This is a genomic window from Pseudomonas sp. HD6515 (assembly GCF_024971855.1).
In the GTDB taxonomy this organism is placed as follows: domain Bacteria; phylum Pseudomonadota; class Gammaproteobacteria; order Pseudomonadales; family Pseudomonadaceae; genus Aquipseudomonas; species Aquipseudomonas alloputida.
The window spans coordinates 4,672,358-4,689,435 of sequence record NZ_CP079827.1; the positions used below are offsets into that span (position 1 = coordinate 4,672,358).

Annotated in this window: 17 protein-coding genes and 1 pseudogene; 11 read left to right on the forward strand and 7 right to left on the reverse strand. The window is 58.9% G+C overall.

Going from position 1 to position 17,078, the window contains the following annotated elements; translation table 11 throughout:
- Positions 1-11: 11 nt before the first annotated feature.
- Entirely contained in the window at positions 12-140 is a 129-nt protein-coding gene (locus KW568_RS21740; protein WP_259536755.1) for a hypothetical protein, read from the forward strand.
- Between the two features lie 193 nt (positions 141-333).
- Here the strand turns inward: KW568_RS21740 and KW568_RS21745 are convergent, their stop codons facing one another.
- Entirely contained in the window at positions 334-936 is a 603-nt protein-coding gene (locus tag KW568_RS21745; protein ID WP_003252786.1) for a glutathione S-transferase family protein, read from the reverse strand.
- Positions 937-1,080: 144 nt separating this feature from the next.
- Here KW568_RS21745 and KW568_RS21750 point away from each other — a divergent pair, with 144 nt between their 5' ends.
- Positions 1,081-2,271, forward strand: coding sequence for a benzoate/H(+) symporter BenE family transporter (locus tag KW568_RS21750; protein WP_003252785.1), 1,191 nt, complete (start codon positions 1,081-1,083; stop codon positions 2,269-2,271).
- Between the two features lie 96 nt (positions 2,272-2,367).
- Here the strand turns inward: KW568_RS21750 and KW568_RS31220 are convergent, their stop codons facing one another.
- Positions 2,368-3,249, reverse strand: coding sequence for a methyl-accepting chemotaxis protein (locus KW568_RS31220; RefSeq protein ID WP_370626784.1), 882 nt, complete (start codon positions 3,247-3,249; stop codon positions 2,368-2,370).
- Positions 3,250-3,276: 27 nt separating this feature from the next.
- Positions 3,277-4,308: pseudogene (locus KW568_RS31225) on the reverse strand (methyl-accepting chemotaxis protein); the annotation flags it as partial.
- Positions 4,309-4,713: 405 nt separating this feature from the next.
- Here KW568_RS31225 and KW568_RS21760 point away from each other — a divergent pair.
- The gene (locus KW568_RS21760) at positions 4,714-5,457 is read left to right on the forward strand and encodes a hypothetical protein (protein WP_259536759.1); all 744 of its coding nucleotides are present in this window, start codon (positions 4,714-4,716) and stop codon (positions 5,455-5,457) included.
- A 148-nt stretch (positions 5,458-5,605) separates the two neighbouring features.
- Here KW568_RS21760 and KW568_RS21765 read toward each other — a convergent pair whose 3' ends face one another.
- Positions 5,606-6,367 carry an SDR family oxidoreductase gene (locus KW568_RS21765; RefSeq protein ID WP_003252780.1) on the reverse strand — a complete coding sequence of 254 codons (762 nt, stop codon included), beginning with the start codon at positions 6,365-6,367 and terminating at the stop codon, positions 5,606-5,608.
- Between the two features lie 177 nt (positions 6,368-6,544).
- On the opposite strand from KW568_RS21765, the gene KW568_RS21770 reads away from it, so the two are divergent.
- Positions 6,545-7,546 carry an NADP-dependent oxidoreductase gene (locus tag KW568_RS21770; protein WP_259536764.1) on the forward strand — a complete coding sequence of 334 codons (1,002 nt, stop codon included), beginning with the start codon at positions 6,545-6,547 and terminating at the stop codon, positions 7,544-7,546.
- Between the two features lie 493 nt (positions 7,547-8,039).
- Here KW568_RS21770 and pyrF read toward each other — a convergent pair whose 3' ends face one another.
- Entirely contained in the window at positions 8,040-8,741 is a 702-nt protein-coding gene (pyrF, locus tag KW568_RS21775; RefSeq protein WP_003252765.1) for an orotidine-5'-phosphate decarboxylase, read from the reverse strand.
- Between the two features lie 183 nt (positions 8,742-8,924).
- Here pyrF and KW568_RS21780 point away from each other — a divergent pair, with 183 nt between their 5' ends.
- Positions 8,925-9,092 carry a DUF2897 family protein gene (locus tag KW568_RS21780; protein WP_003252762.1) on the forward strand — a complete coding sequence of 56 codons (168 nt, stop codon included), beginning with the start codon at positions 8,925-8,927 and terminating at the stop codon, positions 9,090-9,092.
- Positions 9,093-9,184: 92 nt separating this feature from the next.
- Here KW568_RS21780 and KW568_RS21785 read toward each other — a convergent pair whose 3' ends face one another.
- Positions 9,185-9,520 carry a ComEA family DNA-binding protein gene (locus KW568_RS21785; protein WP_003252760.1) on the reverse strand — a complete coding sequence of 112 codons (336 nt, stop codon included), beginning with the start codon at positions 9,518-9,520 and terminating at the stop codon, positions 9,185-9,187.
- A gap of 802 nt (positions 9,521-10,322) precedes the next feature.
- Here KW568_RS21785 and KW568_RS21790 point away from each other — a divergent pair.
- On the forward strand, positions 10,323-10,598 hold the full coding sequence (locus KW568_RS21790) for a DUF3077 domain-containing protein (RefSeq protein WP_003252758.1): 276 nt from the start codon (positions 10,323-10,325) through the stop codon (positions 10,596-10,598).
- Positions 10,599-10,796: 198 nt separating this feature from the next.
- Here KW568_RS21790 and KW568_RS21795 read toward each other — a convergent pair whose 3' ends face one another.
- Positions 10,797-11,600, reverse strand: coding sequence for a hypothetical protein (locus tag KW568_RS21795; protein WP_259536768.1), 804 nt, complete (start codon positions 11,598-11,600; stop codon positions 10,797-10,799).
- Between the two features lie 548 nt (positions 11,601-12,148).
- Here KW568_RS21795 and KW568_RS21800 point away from each other — a divergent pair.
- Genes KW568_RS21800 through KW568_RS21820 form a run of 5 tightly spaced genes read left to right on the forward strand, consistent with a single transcriptional unit; the run spans position 12,149 to position 17,076 of the window.
- Entirely contained in the window at positions 12,149-12,940 is a 792-nt protein-coding gene (locus tag KW568_RS21800) for an ABC transporter permease (RefSeq protein ID WP_190870079.1), read from the forward strand.
- A gap of 13 nt (positions 12,941-12,953) precedes the next feature.
- On the forward strand, positions 12,954-13,607 hold the full coding sequence (locus tag KW568_RS21805) for an ABC transporter ATP-binding protein (RefSeq protein WP_190870078.1): 654 nt from the start codon (positions 12,954-12,956) through the stop codon (positions 13,605-13,607).
- Between the two features lie 54 nt (positions 13,608-13,661).
- A complete protein-coding gene (locus KW568_RS21810; protein ID WP_190870077.1) occupies positions 13,662-14,768 on the forward strand; it encodes an ABC transporter permease in 1,107 nt (368 codons plus the stop codon).
- Positions 14,761-15,849 carry a polysaccharide biosynthesis/export family protein gene (locus tag KW568_RS21815; protein WP_259536769.1) on the forward strand — a complete coding sequence of 363 codons (1,089 nt, stop codon included), beginning with the start codon at positions 14,761-14,763 and terminating at the stop codon, positions 15,847-15,849. The genes KW568_RS21810 and KW568_RS21815 overlap by 8 nt, the downstream gene beginning before the upstream one ends.
- A gap of 30 nt (positions 15,850-15,879) precedes the next feature.
- Positions 15,880-17,076, forward strand: coding sequence for a polysaccharide pyruvyl transferase family protein (locus KW568_RS21820; protein WP_190870075.1), 1,197 nt, complete (start codon positions 15,880-15,882; stop codon positions 17,074-17,076).
- Positions 17,077-17,078: the final 2 nt, after the last annotated feature.

Here is a 17,078-nt window from a genome sequence, read left to right on the forward strand (position 1 = left end):
AGGCTTTAGATATGGACGGCGACCTTCAGTGCTTCCAGCGCCGGCTCGACCTGGATGCCCAGCGCTGCCCCCAGCTCCATTACCCGGGGTTGATGGGCGGGTTTGCGGTGATGATGTTTCTCGATACCGCGCTAGGCTGAGGCTGAACACCGGCCTGTGGGAGCGGCCTTGTGTCGCGAAAGGGCCGCGAAGCGGCCCCGGCATTATTTGCATCGACGCTGAAACCCCGGGGCTGCTGTGCAGCCCTTTCGCGACACAAGGCCGCTCCCACAATCGGGCCAGCTTTCAGAAATTGAGCAAGACAGTTGCTCCCACAATGAACCGTATCGGCGTTTAGCCCACCATCGGCACATGCCGCGGGTGGCTGCTGACCCGCTCCAGCCAGGCCCTTACCGCCGGGTACTCCGCCAGGTCGAAGCCGCCCTGCTGCGCCACATGGGTGTAGGCATACAACGCCACATCGGCAATCGAGTAGTGCTCACCCACCAGGTAAGGCGTCATCTGCAACTGTCGCTCCATCACCTTCAGCGCCTTGTAGCCGCCCTTGTGCAATTTGCGGTACTCGTCCAGGCGCTCGTCCGGCAGCCCCAGGTAGAACTGGATGAACCGCGCCACGGCAATGTACGGCTCATGGCTGTACTGCTCGAAAAACTGCCACTGCAGCACCTGGGTACGCAGGCGCGGCTCGCTGGGCAGGAACTCGCTGCCATCGGCCAGGAAGTTGAGAATGGCGTTGGACTCCCACAGGTAGCTACCGTCTTCCAGTTCCAGCACCGGTACCTTGCCATTAGGGTTCATCGCCAGAAACTCGGGCGTTTCGGTCTCGCCCTTGAGGATGTCCACCGGGTGCCATTCATAGGGCCGGCCCAGCAGGCTCAACATGAGCTTGACCTTGTAACAGTTACCCGACTGGTAGTCGCCATAGACCTTGTACATCGACCCTCCCTGCAAAGCAGTTTCGCAATTGCGCCCAATATTTGGCGACTGTACGGCTAAAAGCAATGGCCGCTGTATGGCAAGGATCAACCTTGCTCGCTGTAGTCTGAAAAAACTGCTTACACCTTTACAAGGACTTTGTTCATGACCGATGCCACTTCCGCACGCCTGCGGCCCCTGGCAGACACCTCCCCCTCGGCGGTGGTCGCCGGCTTCATTGCCATGCTCACCGGCTATACCAGTTCGCTGGTGCTGATGTTCCAGGCCGGCCAGGCGGCCGGGCTGACCACCGCGCAGATCTCGTCATGGATCTGGGCGCTGTCGATCGGCATGGCGGTATGCAGCATCGGCCTGTCGCTACGCTACCGCACACCGGTCACCGTCGCCTGGTCCACCCCCGGCGCGGCGCTGCTGATCACCAGCCTGGGTGGGGTCAGCTATGGCGAGGCCATTGGCGCCTACATTACCTGTGCCTTGCTGGTGCTGGTGTGCGGCCTGACCGGCAGCTTCGAGCGCCTGGTCAAACGCATCCCGGCCTCGCTGGCCTCGGCGCTGCTGGCGGGCATCCTGTTCAAGATCGGCAGCGAAATCTTCGTGGCCGCCCAGCACCGCACGTTGCTGGTGCTGGGCATGTTCTTCAGCTATCTGCTGGTCAAGCGCCTGTCGCCGCGTTATTGCGTGCTGGCCGCGCTGTTGGTGGGCACGGCATTGTCCGGCGCGTTGGGCCTGCTGGACTTCAGCGGCTTCCACCTGGAAGTGGCCAAGCCGGTGTGGACCACCCCAAGCTTCTCGCTGGCGGCAACCATCAGCATCGGCATTCCGCTGTTCGTGGTGGCCATGACCTCACAGAACATGCCAGGCGTGGCCGTCCTGCGTGCCGACGGCTACCAGGTACCGGCCTCGCCGCTGATTTCGGCCACCGGCTTTGCCTCGCTGCTGCTGGCGCCGTTCGGCTCGCATGGGGTCAACCTGGCGGCGATCAGCGCGGCGATTTGCACCGGGCCGCATGCCCATGAAGACCCGGCCAAACGCTACACCGCGGCGGTGTGGTGCGGGATTTTCTACGGCATTGCCGGGGTGTTCGGCGCCACCTTGGCGGCACTGTTCGCGGCATTGCCGAAAGAACTGGTGCTGTCGATTGCGGCACTGGCCCTGTTTGGTTCGATCATGAACGGTTTGACCGTGGCCATGAGCGAGGCGCGTGAGCGGGAGGCCGCGGTGATCACCTTCATGGTGACCGCTTCGGGGCTGACCTTGTTCTCGATTGGTTCGGCGTTCTGGGGGATTGTGGCGGGGGTATTGGCTTTGGTGATTCTTAACCCGCGCAGGGGGTGAGGGTATTTGTTGCCTGTGGTGGCCTCTTCGCGGGTAAACCCGCTCCTACGACGGGAAATCACACAACCCGCGAATGGGCCGCCACAGGCAACGAGATTACAACCTGAAATGCCCCACCATGCCCTTCAAATCGGTGCCCAGCTGCGCCAGCTCGACACTGGACCGGGCATTGTCCTGCATCGCCAACGCCGCCTGGTCCGCACTGCCACGAATCTGCGTGACACTGCGGCTGATCTCTTCCGCCACCGAACTCTGCTGCTCGGCGGCTGCGGCAATCTGCTGGTTCATCTGCTGAATCAATGACACCGCTGCGGCAATGCTGCCCAGCGCACTTTCGGTCTGCAGTGCATCGGCCACGGCCAGCCGCACCAGCTCGGTACTGCCGCGGATCTGCGTCACTGACTGTTGGGCATTGCCGCGCAGGCTGGCCACCAAGGTCTCTATCTGCTCGGTGGATTGCCGGGTACGCCGCGCCAGGGCGCGCACTTCATCGGCCACCACGGCAAAGCCGCGCCCCTGCTCGCCGGCGCGGGCAGCCTCGATGGCAGCATTAAGCGCCAGCAGGTTGGTTTGCTCGGCCACGCTCTTGATCACTTCCAGCACATCACCAATGGTGTGGATTTCGGCACTGAGGCTGTCGATGCCGGCGCTGGCAGCTTCTGCCGCCGACGCCAGCTGCTCGATGCGCTGCATGCTCTGGCGCACCACCTGCTGGCCGGTGTCGACCTTCTCGTCCGCCGCCTGGGCCGCCTGCGCCGCCTCCTCGGCATTGCGCGCCACATCGTGCACCGTGGCAGTCATCTGCTGCATGGCGGTCGCCACCTGCTCGGTTTCCTCCTTCTGGCTGCCCACCTCGCGGTTGGTCTGCTCAGTCACCGTCGACAACGCCTGGGCACTGCCGGCCAATTGTTCGATGCCCTGCTGCAAGCCGCTGACAATGCCCGAGAGCCCCGCCGCCATCTGCTGCATGGCCTGCATCAGTTGCCCCACCTCATCCCGGCGCGGCGCCTGGGCGTCGAAGCCCAGCTCACCCGCCGCAATGCGCTGGGCACGGGCAATCACATGCTTCAACGGGCCGACCACAGCCCGGGTAATCAGCCAGGCCGCCAACACGCCTACAAGCAGCGCCAGCGCCGTGGCCAGGCCGATGGCCAAGGCATTACGCTGCAGCTCGCCTTGCAGGGCCTGCTCCTGCCCAAGATAGGCCTGGTCGACACGCCCGGTAACCCGCTCGGCGCTGGCTTGCAACTGCGCCTTTAGCCCCTGCTCGCGGGTCAGCTGGTCGGTGTATTCGTTGAGTTTTTCCGAGAAACTGCCAATGTGCCCCGCCACTTCGCCCAACACACTCTGGTAACCGGCATCGCCAACCGCGCCTTGCAACTGGCTGACCAGGCCAGCGGCCTCCACCGTCTGGGCAATACGCTCCTGGCTCACACCCTCCTCGCCCTTGCGGCTTTTTTCCAGGCGTACCCGTGCTTCGTCCATGGCCTGCAGCATCAGCCGGGACACCTGGGCCACCTGCGCGGCTTGCTCAAGAAACTCCCCACCCTGCTGGCCCTGGGACTGCTTGAGGGTGTACACGCCGTCATCGGCCAGGCCGGCCTGCAGCACATCAAGGTTGTTGGACACGTTGGACACCGACCAGCTGGCCATGTCCAGCGCCAGCTCCTTGGCTTGCACGGCCTCGACAAAGGCTTCGAAGGCCTGGCCATAGGCCGCAAGATCGGTTTGCGCCGCCGCCAGCGCCGGCAGGCCTCGGGCGCGTTCCACCAAGCCCTGCAGGCCGCCACGCAAGGCGTCGGCCTGCTGCATGTCGGAGCGCAGGGCAAACGCCTGCTCATGCTCGCGCAAGCGCAGCAAGTCGGTATTGAACTGGGCCAGCTGACGCAAGCTGTCGAAGCGCTGGCCAACGCTGTGCAACGCCGCGACGCCGATAGCCGCCACCGCCAGTGTCAGCAGCAGCACCAAGGCAAAGCCCAGGCCAAGTTTGCGGGCCATGCCCAGGTTGGCCAGCACACCGTGCTTGCTCGCGCCCATCGCCGATCCCCTTTCAGCCAGTGAGGTTATCCCGAAGGCTAAGGGTGGCAACGTTATCTGCCAATGAACAAGGGGCTGGCGTCAGAATAGTGTCAAATAGCTATGTCTTGTCGTTTTTGGCTGCAAAAGGGTCGCTTTCAGTGCCAGCGGTAAAAGATATCACTAGGCCATCAATGATAGCCCGTCCCTCAACCTGCGACGGCACCTGCCCATATTAAATCGACGCAAGTAAAACATTCATTTATTCCAATCCACACTTTATCGAACACTATTGACGCCATTAAATTTGCGCCAAAAGTGGGGTATTGAAATTTTTTTAAACACCCCTGCACACAATAAAAACGTCGCTATCGTGATCGGTAACTGGCCCGTTCTCCGGACCTGCAGTGCACCCTGGAGTTTGCAATGAAAACAGCCATGTTTACTGCTGTGGTCACCCCGTTGCTGCTGTTTACTGTGCCAACCGTTGGCTATGCCGAAACTTCCACCGCCCCGTTGTTCACCCTTGGCTTACAAGGGAGCTACACCCAACTGGAACTCAACGGCCGTAATAATGAAACCGAAGATATGCCCGAAGGTGGCTTATTCATCAACTTCGGCAACAAGATGACGGCCACGCAAGGCCTTGTCTACCAGGCCGAGGCCAGTGGCATGTACTCGAAACAGCATGACCAGAAGCTCAAGGACGGCCAGGCCGACCTGGACCTGGGCTGGCGCTTGGCACTGGCCGAACGGCATTCAGTCGACCTGCTGCTGGGCGCCGGCTACAAGTGGAACCGGTTGGAACCCAATACCAGTCGCCATGATGTCGACCTTACCAACCGCACGCCGTTCGCCAAGCTGGTAGCGGGTTACAATTACCGCTTCAATAATGCCACCTTGCGTTTCGAAGCGGGCATACGCCAGGTTATCAATGGCGATTCGCAATTGAAAATACATGGCATCAGCAACGAAGAGGTTGATTTGAAAGATACCACCAACCCCTTTGCCGAACTTAGTGTGCTGTTCAACCAACACGGTACTGTGCCGGTATACGCTTCGCTTTACTTCAGCCGCTACAACTATGAACTGGATGGGCAGTTCCGGATGACCGACTCGGACGAACAAACCCGTGACGAGTATGGCCTGAAGATAGGTGCCAGCTTTTAGCCGAGTGGCCAGCTGACTGCCCGGCTTGCTCAAGAGAGGCCTGGGTACGCGCAGCCTGCCCATGCGCGACATGGTGGGTTTGGCCTGGGGTTGGTGAGCGCACGCGCAGGTGCGGGCTTGCCCACGCAGCAGCCCGCACGGTAACGACTCAGATCGCCGTAGCCCCACCATCCACCGTCAGGCAATGCCCGGTGGTAAACGCTGCGCCGTCGCTGCATAGGTACAGCACAGCGCTGGCGATTTCCTCAACCTTGCCAATGCGCCCCACCGGGTGCATGGCTGCGGCGAACTCGGCCTTGCGCGGGTCGGCCTGGTAGGCGCGGCGGAACATGTCGGTGTCGATCACAGCCGGGCACACGGCGTTCACGCGTATGCCCTTCTTGGCGTACTCGATGGCCGCCGACTTGGTCAGGCCGATGACCGCATGCTTGCTGGCGCTGTAGATGCTCATCTTTGGCGCCGCCCCAAGCCCCGCCACCGACGCGGTATTGACGATGGCCCCACCGCCCTGGGCCAGCAACAAGGGCAACTGATACTTCATGCACAACCACACGCCCTTCACGTTCACGCCCATGATCGCATCGAACTCCGCTTCACTGCCTTCGGCCAGGCGGTGTTGCTCAATCTCGATCCCCGCGTTGTTGAAGGCGTAGTCCAGCCGGCCGTAGGCGGCCATCAGGCGCTCATGCAACTGGCGCACCTCGGCGTCGCGGGTCACGTCGCAAGCAATGAACAGCGCTTCGCCGCCTGCCGCGTGGATCTGCGCCACGGTGGCCTCGCCGCCGACCGGGTCGAGGTCGGCCACTACCACTTTCATGCCCTCGTGGGCGAACGCCAGGGCGGTTGCCCGGCCGATACCGGCACCCGCACCGGTCACCAGGGCTACCTGGCCAGAAAAGGTCATGCTCATCGCGTGCTCCTGTGAGGGGTTGGGTGGGGTTCAGAGCATAGTCAGCCGCCGCTCGGCCGGGCAGCATCATCACAGCAACGGTTGGGCTACCATGCTTGTCAGTGATTTTAAGGAACCGCCTTCATCAACAAGGTAGATTGAACGCCTTACGCCCTCCACAGCCCACAAGGACCCGCCATGACCCAGACCAACCGCCGCTTCCTGCTTGCCAAACGCCCGGTCGGCGCCGTGCGCCGTGACGACTTCAGCTTCGAGACCGTACCCGCCGAGCAACCCGGCGAAGGCCAGGTACTGGTGCGCAACCTGTACCTGTCGCTGGACCCGGCCATGCGCGGCTGGATGAATGAAGGCAAGTCCTACATCCCGCCCGTGGCCCTGGGCCAGGTAATGCGTGCGCTGGGTGTAGGTGAAGTGGTTGCCTCCAATCACCCCGGCTACCAGCCCGGCGACCACGTGAGCGGCGCCCTCGGTGTGCAGGACTACTTCACCGGCGAGCCCCAGGGCCTGCACAAGATCGACCCCAAGCTGGCCCCCCTGCCCCGTTACCTGTCAGCCTTGGGCATGACCGGCATGACCGCCTACTTCGCCCTGCTGGAGGTTGGCCAACCCAAAGCTGGCGACACCGTGGTCATTTCCGGCGCGGCCGGTGCGGTGGGCAGCATTGTCGGGCAGATTGCCAAGATCAAGGGCTGCCGCGTGGTCGGCATTGCCGGCGGTGCCGAAAAGTGCCAGTACCTGAAGGACGAACTGGGCTTTGACGGCGTGATCGACTACAAGGCCGAAGACGTGCTGGCCGGCATGAAGCGCGAATGCCCCAAAGGCGTGGACGTGTACTTCGACAACGTGGGCGGCGACATCCTCGATGCCGTGCTGACGCGCATCAACTTCAAGGCACGCATCGTGATTTGCGGCGCGATCAGCCAGTACAACAACAAAGAAGCGGTAAAAGGCCCGGCCAACTACCTGTCGCTGCTGGTCAACCGCGCGCGCATGGAAGGCTTTGTGGTGATGGATTACAGCAAAGACTACGGCAAAGCCGCGCTGGAGATTGCCGGCTGGCTGGCCAGCGGGCAGGTGAAGAGCAAAGAGGACGTGGTGGAAGGGCTGGAAACCTTCCCGGAGACCTTGTTGAAGCTGTTCAGCGGGGAGAATTTTGGCAAGTTGGTGTTGAAGGTTTAAACGCCCCTGCACGGCACCGATGGCCCGGCACACGCCCTTGTAATCGGGTTCACCCGCGAAAGGGCCGGGCCTGCCGGCCAATTTCCACCGGCCGTCCACCGTTGCCCCCGCCACCGTATTCGCGGGTAAACCCGCTCCTACACGGGGGGCGCAGCCGCATCAATGGTTCGACACAGGCCTCGGTGGCCCGAAAGGGCCAGGCCTGCCGGCCAATTTCCACCGGCCATCCACCGTTGCCGCCGCATTCGCGGACACACACACATCGCTGGCTCAGCATAGCCCGTCGTAGGAGCGGGTTCACCCGCGAAAGGGCCAGCCCTGCCGACCAATTTCCACCGGCCGTTCACCGTTGCCGCCGCTACCGTATTCGCGGGTAAACCCGCTCCTACGCACGGATCGGGGGTGCAGCCACATCAGGGGTTTGACACAGGCATCGGTGGTGGGCCCACATCGGTGGTTCGGCGCAGGCCCTTGCTGGACAACCGCAGGTTAATTACCCACGAATCTCCGCCACCACCGCTGCCAACGCTTGCGCAGGGTCTGCAGCCTGGCTGATCGGCCGGCCAATCACCAGGTAGTCCGAACCGGCATCCAGTGCCTGACGCGGGGTGAGGATGCGGCGCTGGTCATCCTGCGCGCTGCCCGCCGGGCGAATGCCCGGGGTCACCAATTGCAACGATGGGTGCGCCGCCTTCAGTGCCGGGGCCTCGAGCGCCGAGCACACCAAACCGTCCATACCCGCTTTTTCCGCCAGCGCCGCCAAACGCAGCACTTGCTCTTGGGGGTCGACATCCAGGCCAATGCCGGCCAGGTCTTCACGCTCCATGCTGGTCAGCACGGTCACGCCAATCAGCAACGGCTGCGGGCCGCTGCGCTTGGCCAGCTCTTCACGGCAGGCCACCATCATGCGCAGGCCACCGGAGCAATGCACGTTGACCATCCACACGCCCATCTCGGCGGCGGCCTTTACCGCCATGGCGGTGGTGTTGGGAATGTCGTGGAACTTGAGGTCCAGGAACACTTCGAAGCCCTTGTCACACAGGGTTTCGACAATGCCCGAAGCGCTGCTGGTGAACAGCTCCTTGCCAACCTTCACCCGGCACAGCGCAGGGTCAAGCTGGTCAGCCAGCTTCAGGGCGGCCTCACGGGTAGGGAAATCCAGGGCGACGATCAGGGGCGTCTGGCAGGCGGACATGGGCAGGGTCTCTTGGCAAGTCGAAAACGGCGCGCATTGTAAACGAAGTGACGCAGGCTTTGGGGCCCGCAGGTCACGGAATTGGCCCTGCACGGCCTGGCACCTATAATTGAACCAACGGAACGGGCAATTGCTCAAAACTTATGTAACCGTTGCCCATGGCCCGATCTAAGGAGAACGACAATGCCCTGGTATGCCTGGCTGATACTCATCATAGCCCTCGGCTCGATTGTCGGCGGGTTGATGATGCTACGCGACACGGCCAAAAAACTGCCGCTGACCGAAGAGCAACTGCGCAAGGTACATGAGCGCAATGCCGAGGCGGATGCCAAGGACGCACAAGACCGCTAAAACGCCCAGCCCTTCAGGCGCTGCGCCTGCGGGAGCGCGCCATTCCCGGCACGTAAAGGCCGGGCCAGGGCATCACCCCGGCCCCTGCCCGCTTACTCCACCATCACCTTGTCCCGGTTGCGCTCCAGCAACGCATTGCCTATGCCCTTTATTTCCAGCAACTCATCCACTGAAGCAAACGGCCCATTGGCCTCGCGGTAGGCCACGATAGCCTCCGCCTTGGCCTTGCCAATGCCGTTCAGCTCCTTTTGCAGGGTGAGTGCATCTGCCGTGTTCAAGTCCAGCCTCGGCGCCTGCTGTGCCTGGGCCTGGGCCACCACCGGCACCGGTTCGGCCACTGCCATGGTGCTGGCCGGGGCGGCGCTAAGGGAGAACGACAAACTGGTGAACAGCGGCAGCAGCAGGTACGACAGAACGTTATTGCGCATGGTCAACACTCCTTGGGTTGGTCATTTTCCAGCAACCGTTTTCCTTCGGCTGCGCAACCAACCCTAGCGGCTAACCCGGCCGCACAATACCCAACCACCCCGGCGAATGGTTACCGAATCGGTCAGCAAAACGCTCAACTTCGCTCACCCACCAACAGTGGCCGTTTCCTCCTCGCTCGGCCCCGGCCCTTGATGCACAAGAACCCGGCCCTGTGCCTGTAGCCAAATCCCGGTTGGTTCGACACCCACTGCCCACCAATGCCCGGCCATTCTCCTACAACGCACGCCGAACAAGGCTCACCCCGTAAAGCAGCCGGCGGTTGCGGCTTCAAGCGCATCTGGAACATGGCGACGCTAACGCCCCGTTCAACACCCCCGATCGATGTACAGGGCTTCCCCCGCGAATGCGGTGGCGGTTCGCGGGTAAACCCCGCCGACAACGGTCGGCAATAACGGCGAAGCTACTTGCCTTGGGGTGCACACCCAGCACGTCAGACTTTCCTGAAACCCTGCCCCACCTCTTCAGCTCGACAACCAAGCGAACTATCCTACGCGCCAGTCAGAAGCAGCTGAATTGTCGGGGAAATGCCCCAGGGATAACTTCACCCGGTCGCCATGTTGGTGACCGGGTGTGAGAACCTGATGCGAGTTACCTGGCTTGCCTGTCATGGCAGTCGTACGCGGGCAGACTTCGGTCTGGCCGAGCCTTGTAGCTCCCTCGGTTTCTCACCCCGTGTACGACTGCCGCCCTGGTCCGTGAGAAAGATCTGCGTGGCAGTTCCACTTACCAGGAGCAACTACCATGAAGAACAACAACCAATCCCCCCTCCTCACCGCAGGCATCGAAACCTTCCTCGAAGCCGGCAACCCCACCCTGGACCTGCTCCGCGTCCAACCCGGCATCCCCGTCGATGACGCCTATGAACACGTCTCCGTCCTGCTGGGCTACTGCAAGCACCTGGTACGCGAAGGTGACATGGAAGACGACCACAAGATGCTGGGCGCAGCGGACTACCTGCTGGCCACCGCAAAAGCCCTGATGAACGACATCGAGATTGCGAAAAACAGGCAGCACTGAAGGGAATGACGCGAGACCAGGCGAGGCTATGCCTCGCTTGCAGTCAGAAGAAATGGGCTTCATCAGCCCAGACATGGCGAGGGCAAACCACTGCAGTGGCCAAGCCCCCGCCCTGTGGGAGCGGGCGCGCCCGCGAACACCGGCACCGCCGGAGCCATCCCCCCCAATGCCTACAAGATCACAGCCCCCACCCGCCGCTCAAATCTCCCTGCGCGGATAAACACTGATAAATGCCGAAATGGCAATCGCGTCCCCATCATCCACCTTCACCCGCGGGCTCTGCCCCGAGCGCTTGATGTCAGACGCAAACTCAGCGGTCTTGAATGCCTGCTCAAGCTCGTCACCGCCCACCCCGGCATAAACGACCACCTGGGTACCGGTATTGTGCTTCTGCAGGGGCAACTGCTTGATCTGAACCTGCACACCCGCCCTGGTCAGCGCAACGGCAATTTCCTTGGCAAAGCGCACAGCTTCCTTGTCATCTTTGTGGATATTCAGCAACACCACCGGCGCCAGCGTCTTAGCCTTCAGCTCGCCCGCCAATGCCTTGAACGCATCATGCGCCTGCGGCGTCAGCGCTCTGGGCTTCAGGCTGGCTTCCAGCTTCAACCGCTCGGCCCGCTCGCGCTCAAGTTCGGCCCTGAGCGCATCGTTCTGCTCCATGAGCTGCTCGATCTCCAGCCTGGCCTGCACGTCCGACTCCTGGACGACAGTAACCACCTGCGCCCCCCGGGAAACGGGCACTTCGGCTTGCTGGTTTTTTACATCCGAGGTCATATGGGCAATGATCATCGCACTGGCGGCGATCAGCGCTGCGATTACCGCAGTGGCAGAGGCTATGGCATGGATAAGGCTGGCTGCGTCTGCTGAAATATCAGGCATAAACAACTTCTTGAAGTTAGGGATGTTCATCGTTTCACGGTCAGGCAGGCGTGCCGGGCAGATGCCACGGAACGGGTACAAGTCGAGCCAGAAGGCTAGCGAGGTCTGGCAGAGTGCCATAATTTTGCGGATTTTGCTGTAAACACATAGGTTTCGCGGCCAATGTCGCAGGTCTGTTTGCGGTTGGCATTACGCTTCATGAAGCTACCTCCGACTCCTGAAGGCGCCGCTCCCCCTCAAGCATTGCTGCAAAAATCTGCAGGTCGGATGCCCTTTTTGGTCGCAAACCTTACAGTCAGCGGCTGACCATCGAAACCGCATGCCTTGACTGCATAGTGTGAACCCATTCACTTCCAAAAAAATCCGTCCAGCGTAGGCTGTGAAGCAACATCAGTAACAAAAATCTGTCGGCACAAGCCTTCACAAAAAAATAGCAATGTGCCGCTATCGCTCTACTGCCATTCGTCTCGAATGTGGCTTAAGGATTAGAACTTTCGGTTGCATTTGCGGCGCCTCGCTTGACGCTTACGCCCTCCCGCGCTTACCCTTCCGCCCCTTAGAACAGGGAAGTGTCCGGAAGATCCGTCTGAAATCGCCTCAGGGCGAGCCTTTCCTAAAGATGAATTCCGGCGTGCCTAGGCGCGCTGCATTGCTTTGCGGTCGCCATCTTGAAAGCTCGTTCCTCTCTCCAGATCCAAAAATCTGTCATCTTCGCGCTGGTTTTGCGCGAAGCCAGAGCGCGCGTCGGCGCTAGCCGCTTTGGAGCTGTTTGGGTGCTACTCGAGCCTATCGCTCACTTGCTAGTGTTCTCATTGCTCTTCGCGATGTTACGTGGCCGCACTCTCTCCGGCGTTGAGTATCCGGTTTTCGTGCTTGTCGGTATGGCGCCATTTTTGCTCTATCGCAACACAGCACTGCGCCTCATGGACAGTCTCCGGGAAAACCGCTCACTGTTCGGCTACAAGCAAATCAAGCCTCTAGACACCTACGTGGCTCGCGTCATCGTTGAAACCTGCATAGCAGCCACGGTCTACGCCATTTTGGTATTCGGTTTCGCATGGTTCGGCTTTGATATGTCAATCCACAGTCCGCTGCAGTGGGTTACCACCCTCTTCTTGGGTCTGCTGTTTGCCTTTGGCTTGGGAATGCTCCTAGCTCTGATCACACACGCACTACCCAGCCTTAAGATTGTCGTGCGAATGGCATTCTTCCCGCTGTACTTCATCTCTGGTGTGCTGATACCTGCCTACTACTTGCCGCAAGCCATGATGCCGGTTCTATTGCTGAACCCATTCCTGCACATTCTTGAGCTGATTCGCGCTGAGGTACTGCCTCATTACGTACCAGTAGATGGTGTATCAGAGACGTATGTCATCACTTTCACCGTGGTATTGCTCTTCCTATCCTTGGGCACCTATCGCGCTCGCAGGATGCACCTGATTTCCACCAAGAACGGTTAAGTACAGGCCAAACGTGTTCGAGCTCAGAAACGTAACCAAGTCTTACCTTACGCCCAATGGTCGACGGTATGTATTCCGCAATCTCTCATTAGCCATCCCACCAGGTAAAAACATAGGGCTAATTGGGCGGAACGGCGCGGGCAAGTCCACTCTGATGCGCCTGCTCGGAGGAGCGGATGTACCCGACTCTGGAACCATCGCTACCGACCGAAGTATCTCTTGGCCAGTGGGCTTGACCGGAGGCTTCCAAGGAAGCATGACCGGCCGCGACAACATCAAATTTGTCTGCCGCGTCTATGGCGCTACTGGGGACTCCATGCGCCAGAAGATTCGCTACGTCCAAGAGTTCGCCGAAATCGGGGATTGGATTGACGAGCCAATCAAAACTTACTCCTCTGGTATGCGCTCGCGCGTAGCCTTCGGATTGAGCATGGCTTTTGATTTCGATTACTACCTGATTGACGAAGTCATGTCGGTGGGTGACGCCCAGTTCAAACGTAAATGCGCCGACGTTTTCCAAGAAAAGCTGAAAACCTCCAACATCGTACTGGTTTCACATTCCATGCCCGAAATCGAAAAACTGTGCGATGTGGTCCTTTTGGTGAGGAATGGCGGCATTCAGGTTTTTGACGACGTATCTGAAGGCATCAAGGCCTACAACAGCTGAACAACCACATCCCACATTAGGCAACACCGTTCGACTTCAAGGATGCATCCAACTATGAGCAGTACGGGTAATAAAAAGGGCTGGCGCCTGGCAATCGCCATGGTGGTTTTACCAATGATCTTGGCAGGGGTTTACTACGGCTTTTTTGCCGTTGATCGTTTTGTCAGTTCCGCCCAAGTCGTCGTCCGCCAAGACGGTGGTAACCAAGGTGCCCAGATGCCGGGCCTTGCCACGTTGCTAACCGGTACCAACCCGGCCTCTCGGGAAGAAACCCTTTACTTGCGCGAATACATCACATCGATGGACATGATGCTGCTGCTTGAAGACAAGGTGCAGTGGATTGAACAATTCGCAGCCCAGCGGAGCGACGCGTTCTTCTGGTTGAACAAGGACGCACCGCGCGAAGACCTGTTGAAGTACTACCAGCGCATGGTTTCGGCCCACTACGACGAAACCACCGGTTTGCTGCGTGTTGAGGTTCAGGCATTCACCCCTGAACTGTCCGAGAAAATGCTGCGTGTCATCCTTCAGGCCAGCGAACACTTCGTCAACGAGGTCAGCCACAACATTGCCCGCGAGCAGATGAAATTTGCTCAAGGCGAGCTGGAGAACGCGCGCGTTAACTACGCCAAGCGCAAGACACAGCTGCTGAACTTCCAAAATGAAAACAAGGTACTGGACGGCGGCAACTCTGCACAAAGCCGCGCCACCATCATTGCGGACCTGGAAGGCCAGTACACCAAGGAACAGGCCGTTCTGACCGAGATGTCGTTCAAGCTGCGCGCTGACGCTCCGCAAGTCCGCCAGCAGAAGCAGAAGGTTGAAGCCATTGTCCGTCAATTGGCCAAAGAGAAGCGCTTGCTGGTTTCGTCCCCCCAGGGCTCGCAGCTTAACGTGGTTGCTTCACGCTTCCAGCAACTGACCTTGGACGCCGGCATCGCCGAGGAAACCTACAAGACCGCTGTTGCCGCGCTCGATAATGCCCGCGTAGAAGCAAGCAAGAAGATTCGCACCTTGGTAACCGTAGTCAGCCCTAACACCCCACAGCTCGCACTTTACCCAGAGCGCTGGTACAACTTGGCAACCATTTTGCTTGGCCTACTGATGCTGTACGGCATCACCCGCTTCATTCTGGCTTCGATCGAGGATCATCGTGATTAAATCCCTGGCTGTCTCCAAGACATTCAATTTGAAACTGGCAGCTTTGGCGCTGGCTACGTTGGGGCTGGCTGGCTGCGGTGGCACCATGTCTGGTGCCGGGCCATACAAGGGCACGATTGAGAGCAAGAACGAGACTTACAACCTCGTGGATATTAATGCCAGTACGATCGGTCCTTATCTGGCGGATGCACCGCGCGCCTCCCTCGCGACTGTGACAAAGCCACAGTCACCAGAGGTACGCCTCGCGCCTGGCGATACCTTGAATGTGCTGATTGCAGATACCGCTCCAGCAGAATCTGCACTGTTTGCTCCCTTGGCAAGCGGCGGCACCCAACTGAAATCGCGTATTGACGCCCAAGGCATGCTGTCCTTGCCATATGTGGGTCGCCAATTTGTAGCAGGCATGACCCTTAACCAGGTCGAAACAATGATTCGCCGTCAGTTGAAAGGCATTACAACTGACGTTCAAACCCATGTTGAACTGGTTGGCGATTTGTCGGGCTCGGTTTTGGTTGCAGGCGCAGTGAAAACTCCAGGACGCTTCAGCACCCTGCAAGGTCCCCTGACACTACTGGATGCGGTTAACCAGGCCGGCGGCCCAGTTCTCGAGCCACACTTAGTTAATGTGACCGTACGCACTGGCACGCAGGTGCAGCAGTTCAACTATGAAGATGTCCTTGCCGGCAACAACATGGTGCTGAGACCTAACTCGGAAGTAGTGCTAGATCGTGCACGTCAGCGTTTTGTAGCAATGGGAGCCGTAGGCGAACCCGGCTTGAAGGATCTGCCTAGTCAGAATACAAGTTTGCTTGATGCGCTTGGTAGTGTAGGCGGCTTGCGTGAGTCAAACGCAAACCCAGAGGGTGTTTTTGTTTTCCGCATGGGTGCTGGAAACAGTAAGCCGACCGTGCTTCGTCTGAACATGCGCGATCCTGCAGCCCTTTTCTATGCGCGACAAATCGCGGTAAAACCTGATGATACAATCTATGTAACAAACGCTGCAGTCTATGAATGGCAAAAGGTCATCAGCCCTATTGTCCAAACAATGCTGCTCGGCCGTGCAGTTGGCGCAGCCAATTAACTCCATAACTCAAAATATTTGGGAGCCATTATGCGCATTGCATTCTCAAGAATTTCTGGCACTAGCACGCCGCCCAAGCAGGCGCTGCCATTCCAGACAGGTGTCCCACTGTCTGCTGGCAACACACTTAGAGAACACTTGAAGTTCTCAGAATTAGTTGGAAACAACGGGAATATGATTCATCGTTCCGCGATGATTCAAATGCTGGACTTTAACCGAAATGAATCGAGCCAAATTGATCTTTTCCGATTCATTAAAGCGTACGGCTCTCCAGAACAAGCCGCCAAAGCGTTGAATGAAAGCTTCGACGGCTTGATGTTGACAATGTCCAACATCTTAAGGGATGACGCTACTGAGCCTGGTATCGCACAGCTTATCGACAACTTGACCATCAAGGTATGGTGCGTCGGGATTGGCCTTCAAGACACCCTCCCACTCGGCGATGAATCGTCAGTTGATAGCAGTATCTTAAATCTTCTGAAATCGCTTGACAAAAAAGCAGAGTTGTTTGGCGTGCGCGGCGAGAACAGTCTCGAATGGGTACGTAGTGTTGGCATCAAAAATGCTGCAGCTATCGGCTGCCCAAGCATGTTCGCCTATCCCAAGAACGTGCTCTCGATTAAGCCGCCAAAGGATCTCAAAAAGATTCTTACAGCTGGCCATCTCGCACTCAGTAACTACAAAAAGAGCCGCGGCCATAAGCTCATGCAAGCCTTCGACAAGCATAGCGCTGACTATGTATTCCAAGGCGAGCTAAAGCAATTTGCTGATATCCTTGATACCCCAGATTCATTCAACGAAGCGCTTCAGCAACCTAACGCTCAAATGTTGAATGATTTAATTGAGCAAAAAACCGGTCGTAAATCTCCATTTGAGAAGTTTTTCTCCTTTGTTGATTGCGGTTCATGGCGCCAAGCTTGTAGCCAATATGACGTGTATGTTGGCGAGCGCATCCACGGCGGTGTTGCAGCAATCCAAGCAGGTGTTCCAGCTTTGATTTGCTTCGCCGACGCACGAATTGAAGAGCTTACAGGATTCCACGGCATTACCTCCTGCTCTTTGGACTATCTGGCAAGTGTAGGTGTTGAAGCCGCCGTTGAAGAAAAGCTGACGGAGCATTCCATCAGCGTCTTCCACGAGATCTACCAGCACCGCCTTAAGAACTTTGAGAAAGCCATCAAAGATAGCGATCTCAAACTCACTAATCGAATCTCCCAAAGCGTATAAAC

Bases quoted from the DNA above. Each gene is read 5' to 3' on its own strand.
- KW568_RS21740 (WP_259536755.1), top strand. From the start codon at position 12: ATGGACGGCGACCTTCAGTGCTTCCAGCGCCGGCTCGACCTGGATGCC.
- KW568_RS21745 (WP_003252786.1), bottom strand. From the start codon at position 936: ATGTACAAGGTCTATGGCGACTACCAGTCGGGTAACTGTTACAAGGTC.
- KW568_RS21750 (WP_003252785.1), top strand. From the start codon at position 1,081: ATGACCGATGCCACTTCCGCACGCCTGCGGCCCCTGGCAGACACCTCC.
- KW568_RS31220 (WP_370626784.1), bottom strand. From the start codon at position 3,249: ATGCAGGCCATGCAGCAGATGGCGGCGGGGCTCTCGGGCATTGTCAGC.
- KW568_RS21760 (WP_259536759.1), top strand. From the start codon at position 4,714: ATGAAAACAGCCATGTTTACTGCTGTGGTCACCCCGTTGCTGCTGTTT.
- KW568_RS21765 (WP_003252780.1), bottom strand. From the start codon at position 6,367: ATGAGCATGACCTTTTCTGGCCAGGTAGCCCTGGTGACCGGTGCGGGT.
- KW568_RS21770 (WP_259536764.1), top strand. From the start codon at position 6,545: ATGACCCAGACCAACCGCCGCTTCCTGCTTGCCAAACGCCCGGTCGGC.
- pyrF (WP_003252765.1), bottom strand. From the start codon at position 8,741: ATGTCCGCCTGCCAGACGCCCCTGATCGTCGCCCTGGATTTCCCTACC.
- KW568_RS21780 (WP_003252762.1), top strand. From the start codon at position 8,925: ATGCCCTGGTATGCCTGGCTGATACTCATCATAGCCCTCGGCTCGATT.
- KW568_RS21785 (WP_003252760.1), bottom strand. From the start codon at position 9,520: ATGCGCAATAACGTTCTGTCGTACCTGCTGCTGCCGCTGTTCACCAGT.
- KW568_RS21790 (WP_003252758.1), top strand. From the start codon at position 10,323: ATGAAGAACAACAACCAATCCCCCCTCCTCACCGCAGGCATCGAAACC.
- KW568_RS21795 (WP_259536768.1), bottom strand. From the start codon at position 11,600: ATGGCACTCTGCCAGACCTCGCTAGCCTTCTGGCTCGACTTGTACCCG.
- KW568_RS21810 (WP_190870077.1), top strand. From the start codon at position 13,662: ATGAGCAGTACGGGTAATAAAAAGGGCTGGCGCCTGGCAATCGCCATG.
- KW568_RS21820 (WP_190870075.1), top strand. From the start codon at position 15,880: ATGCGCATTGCATTCTCAAGAATTTCTGGCACTAGCACGCCGCCCAAG.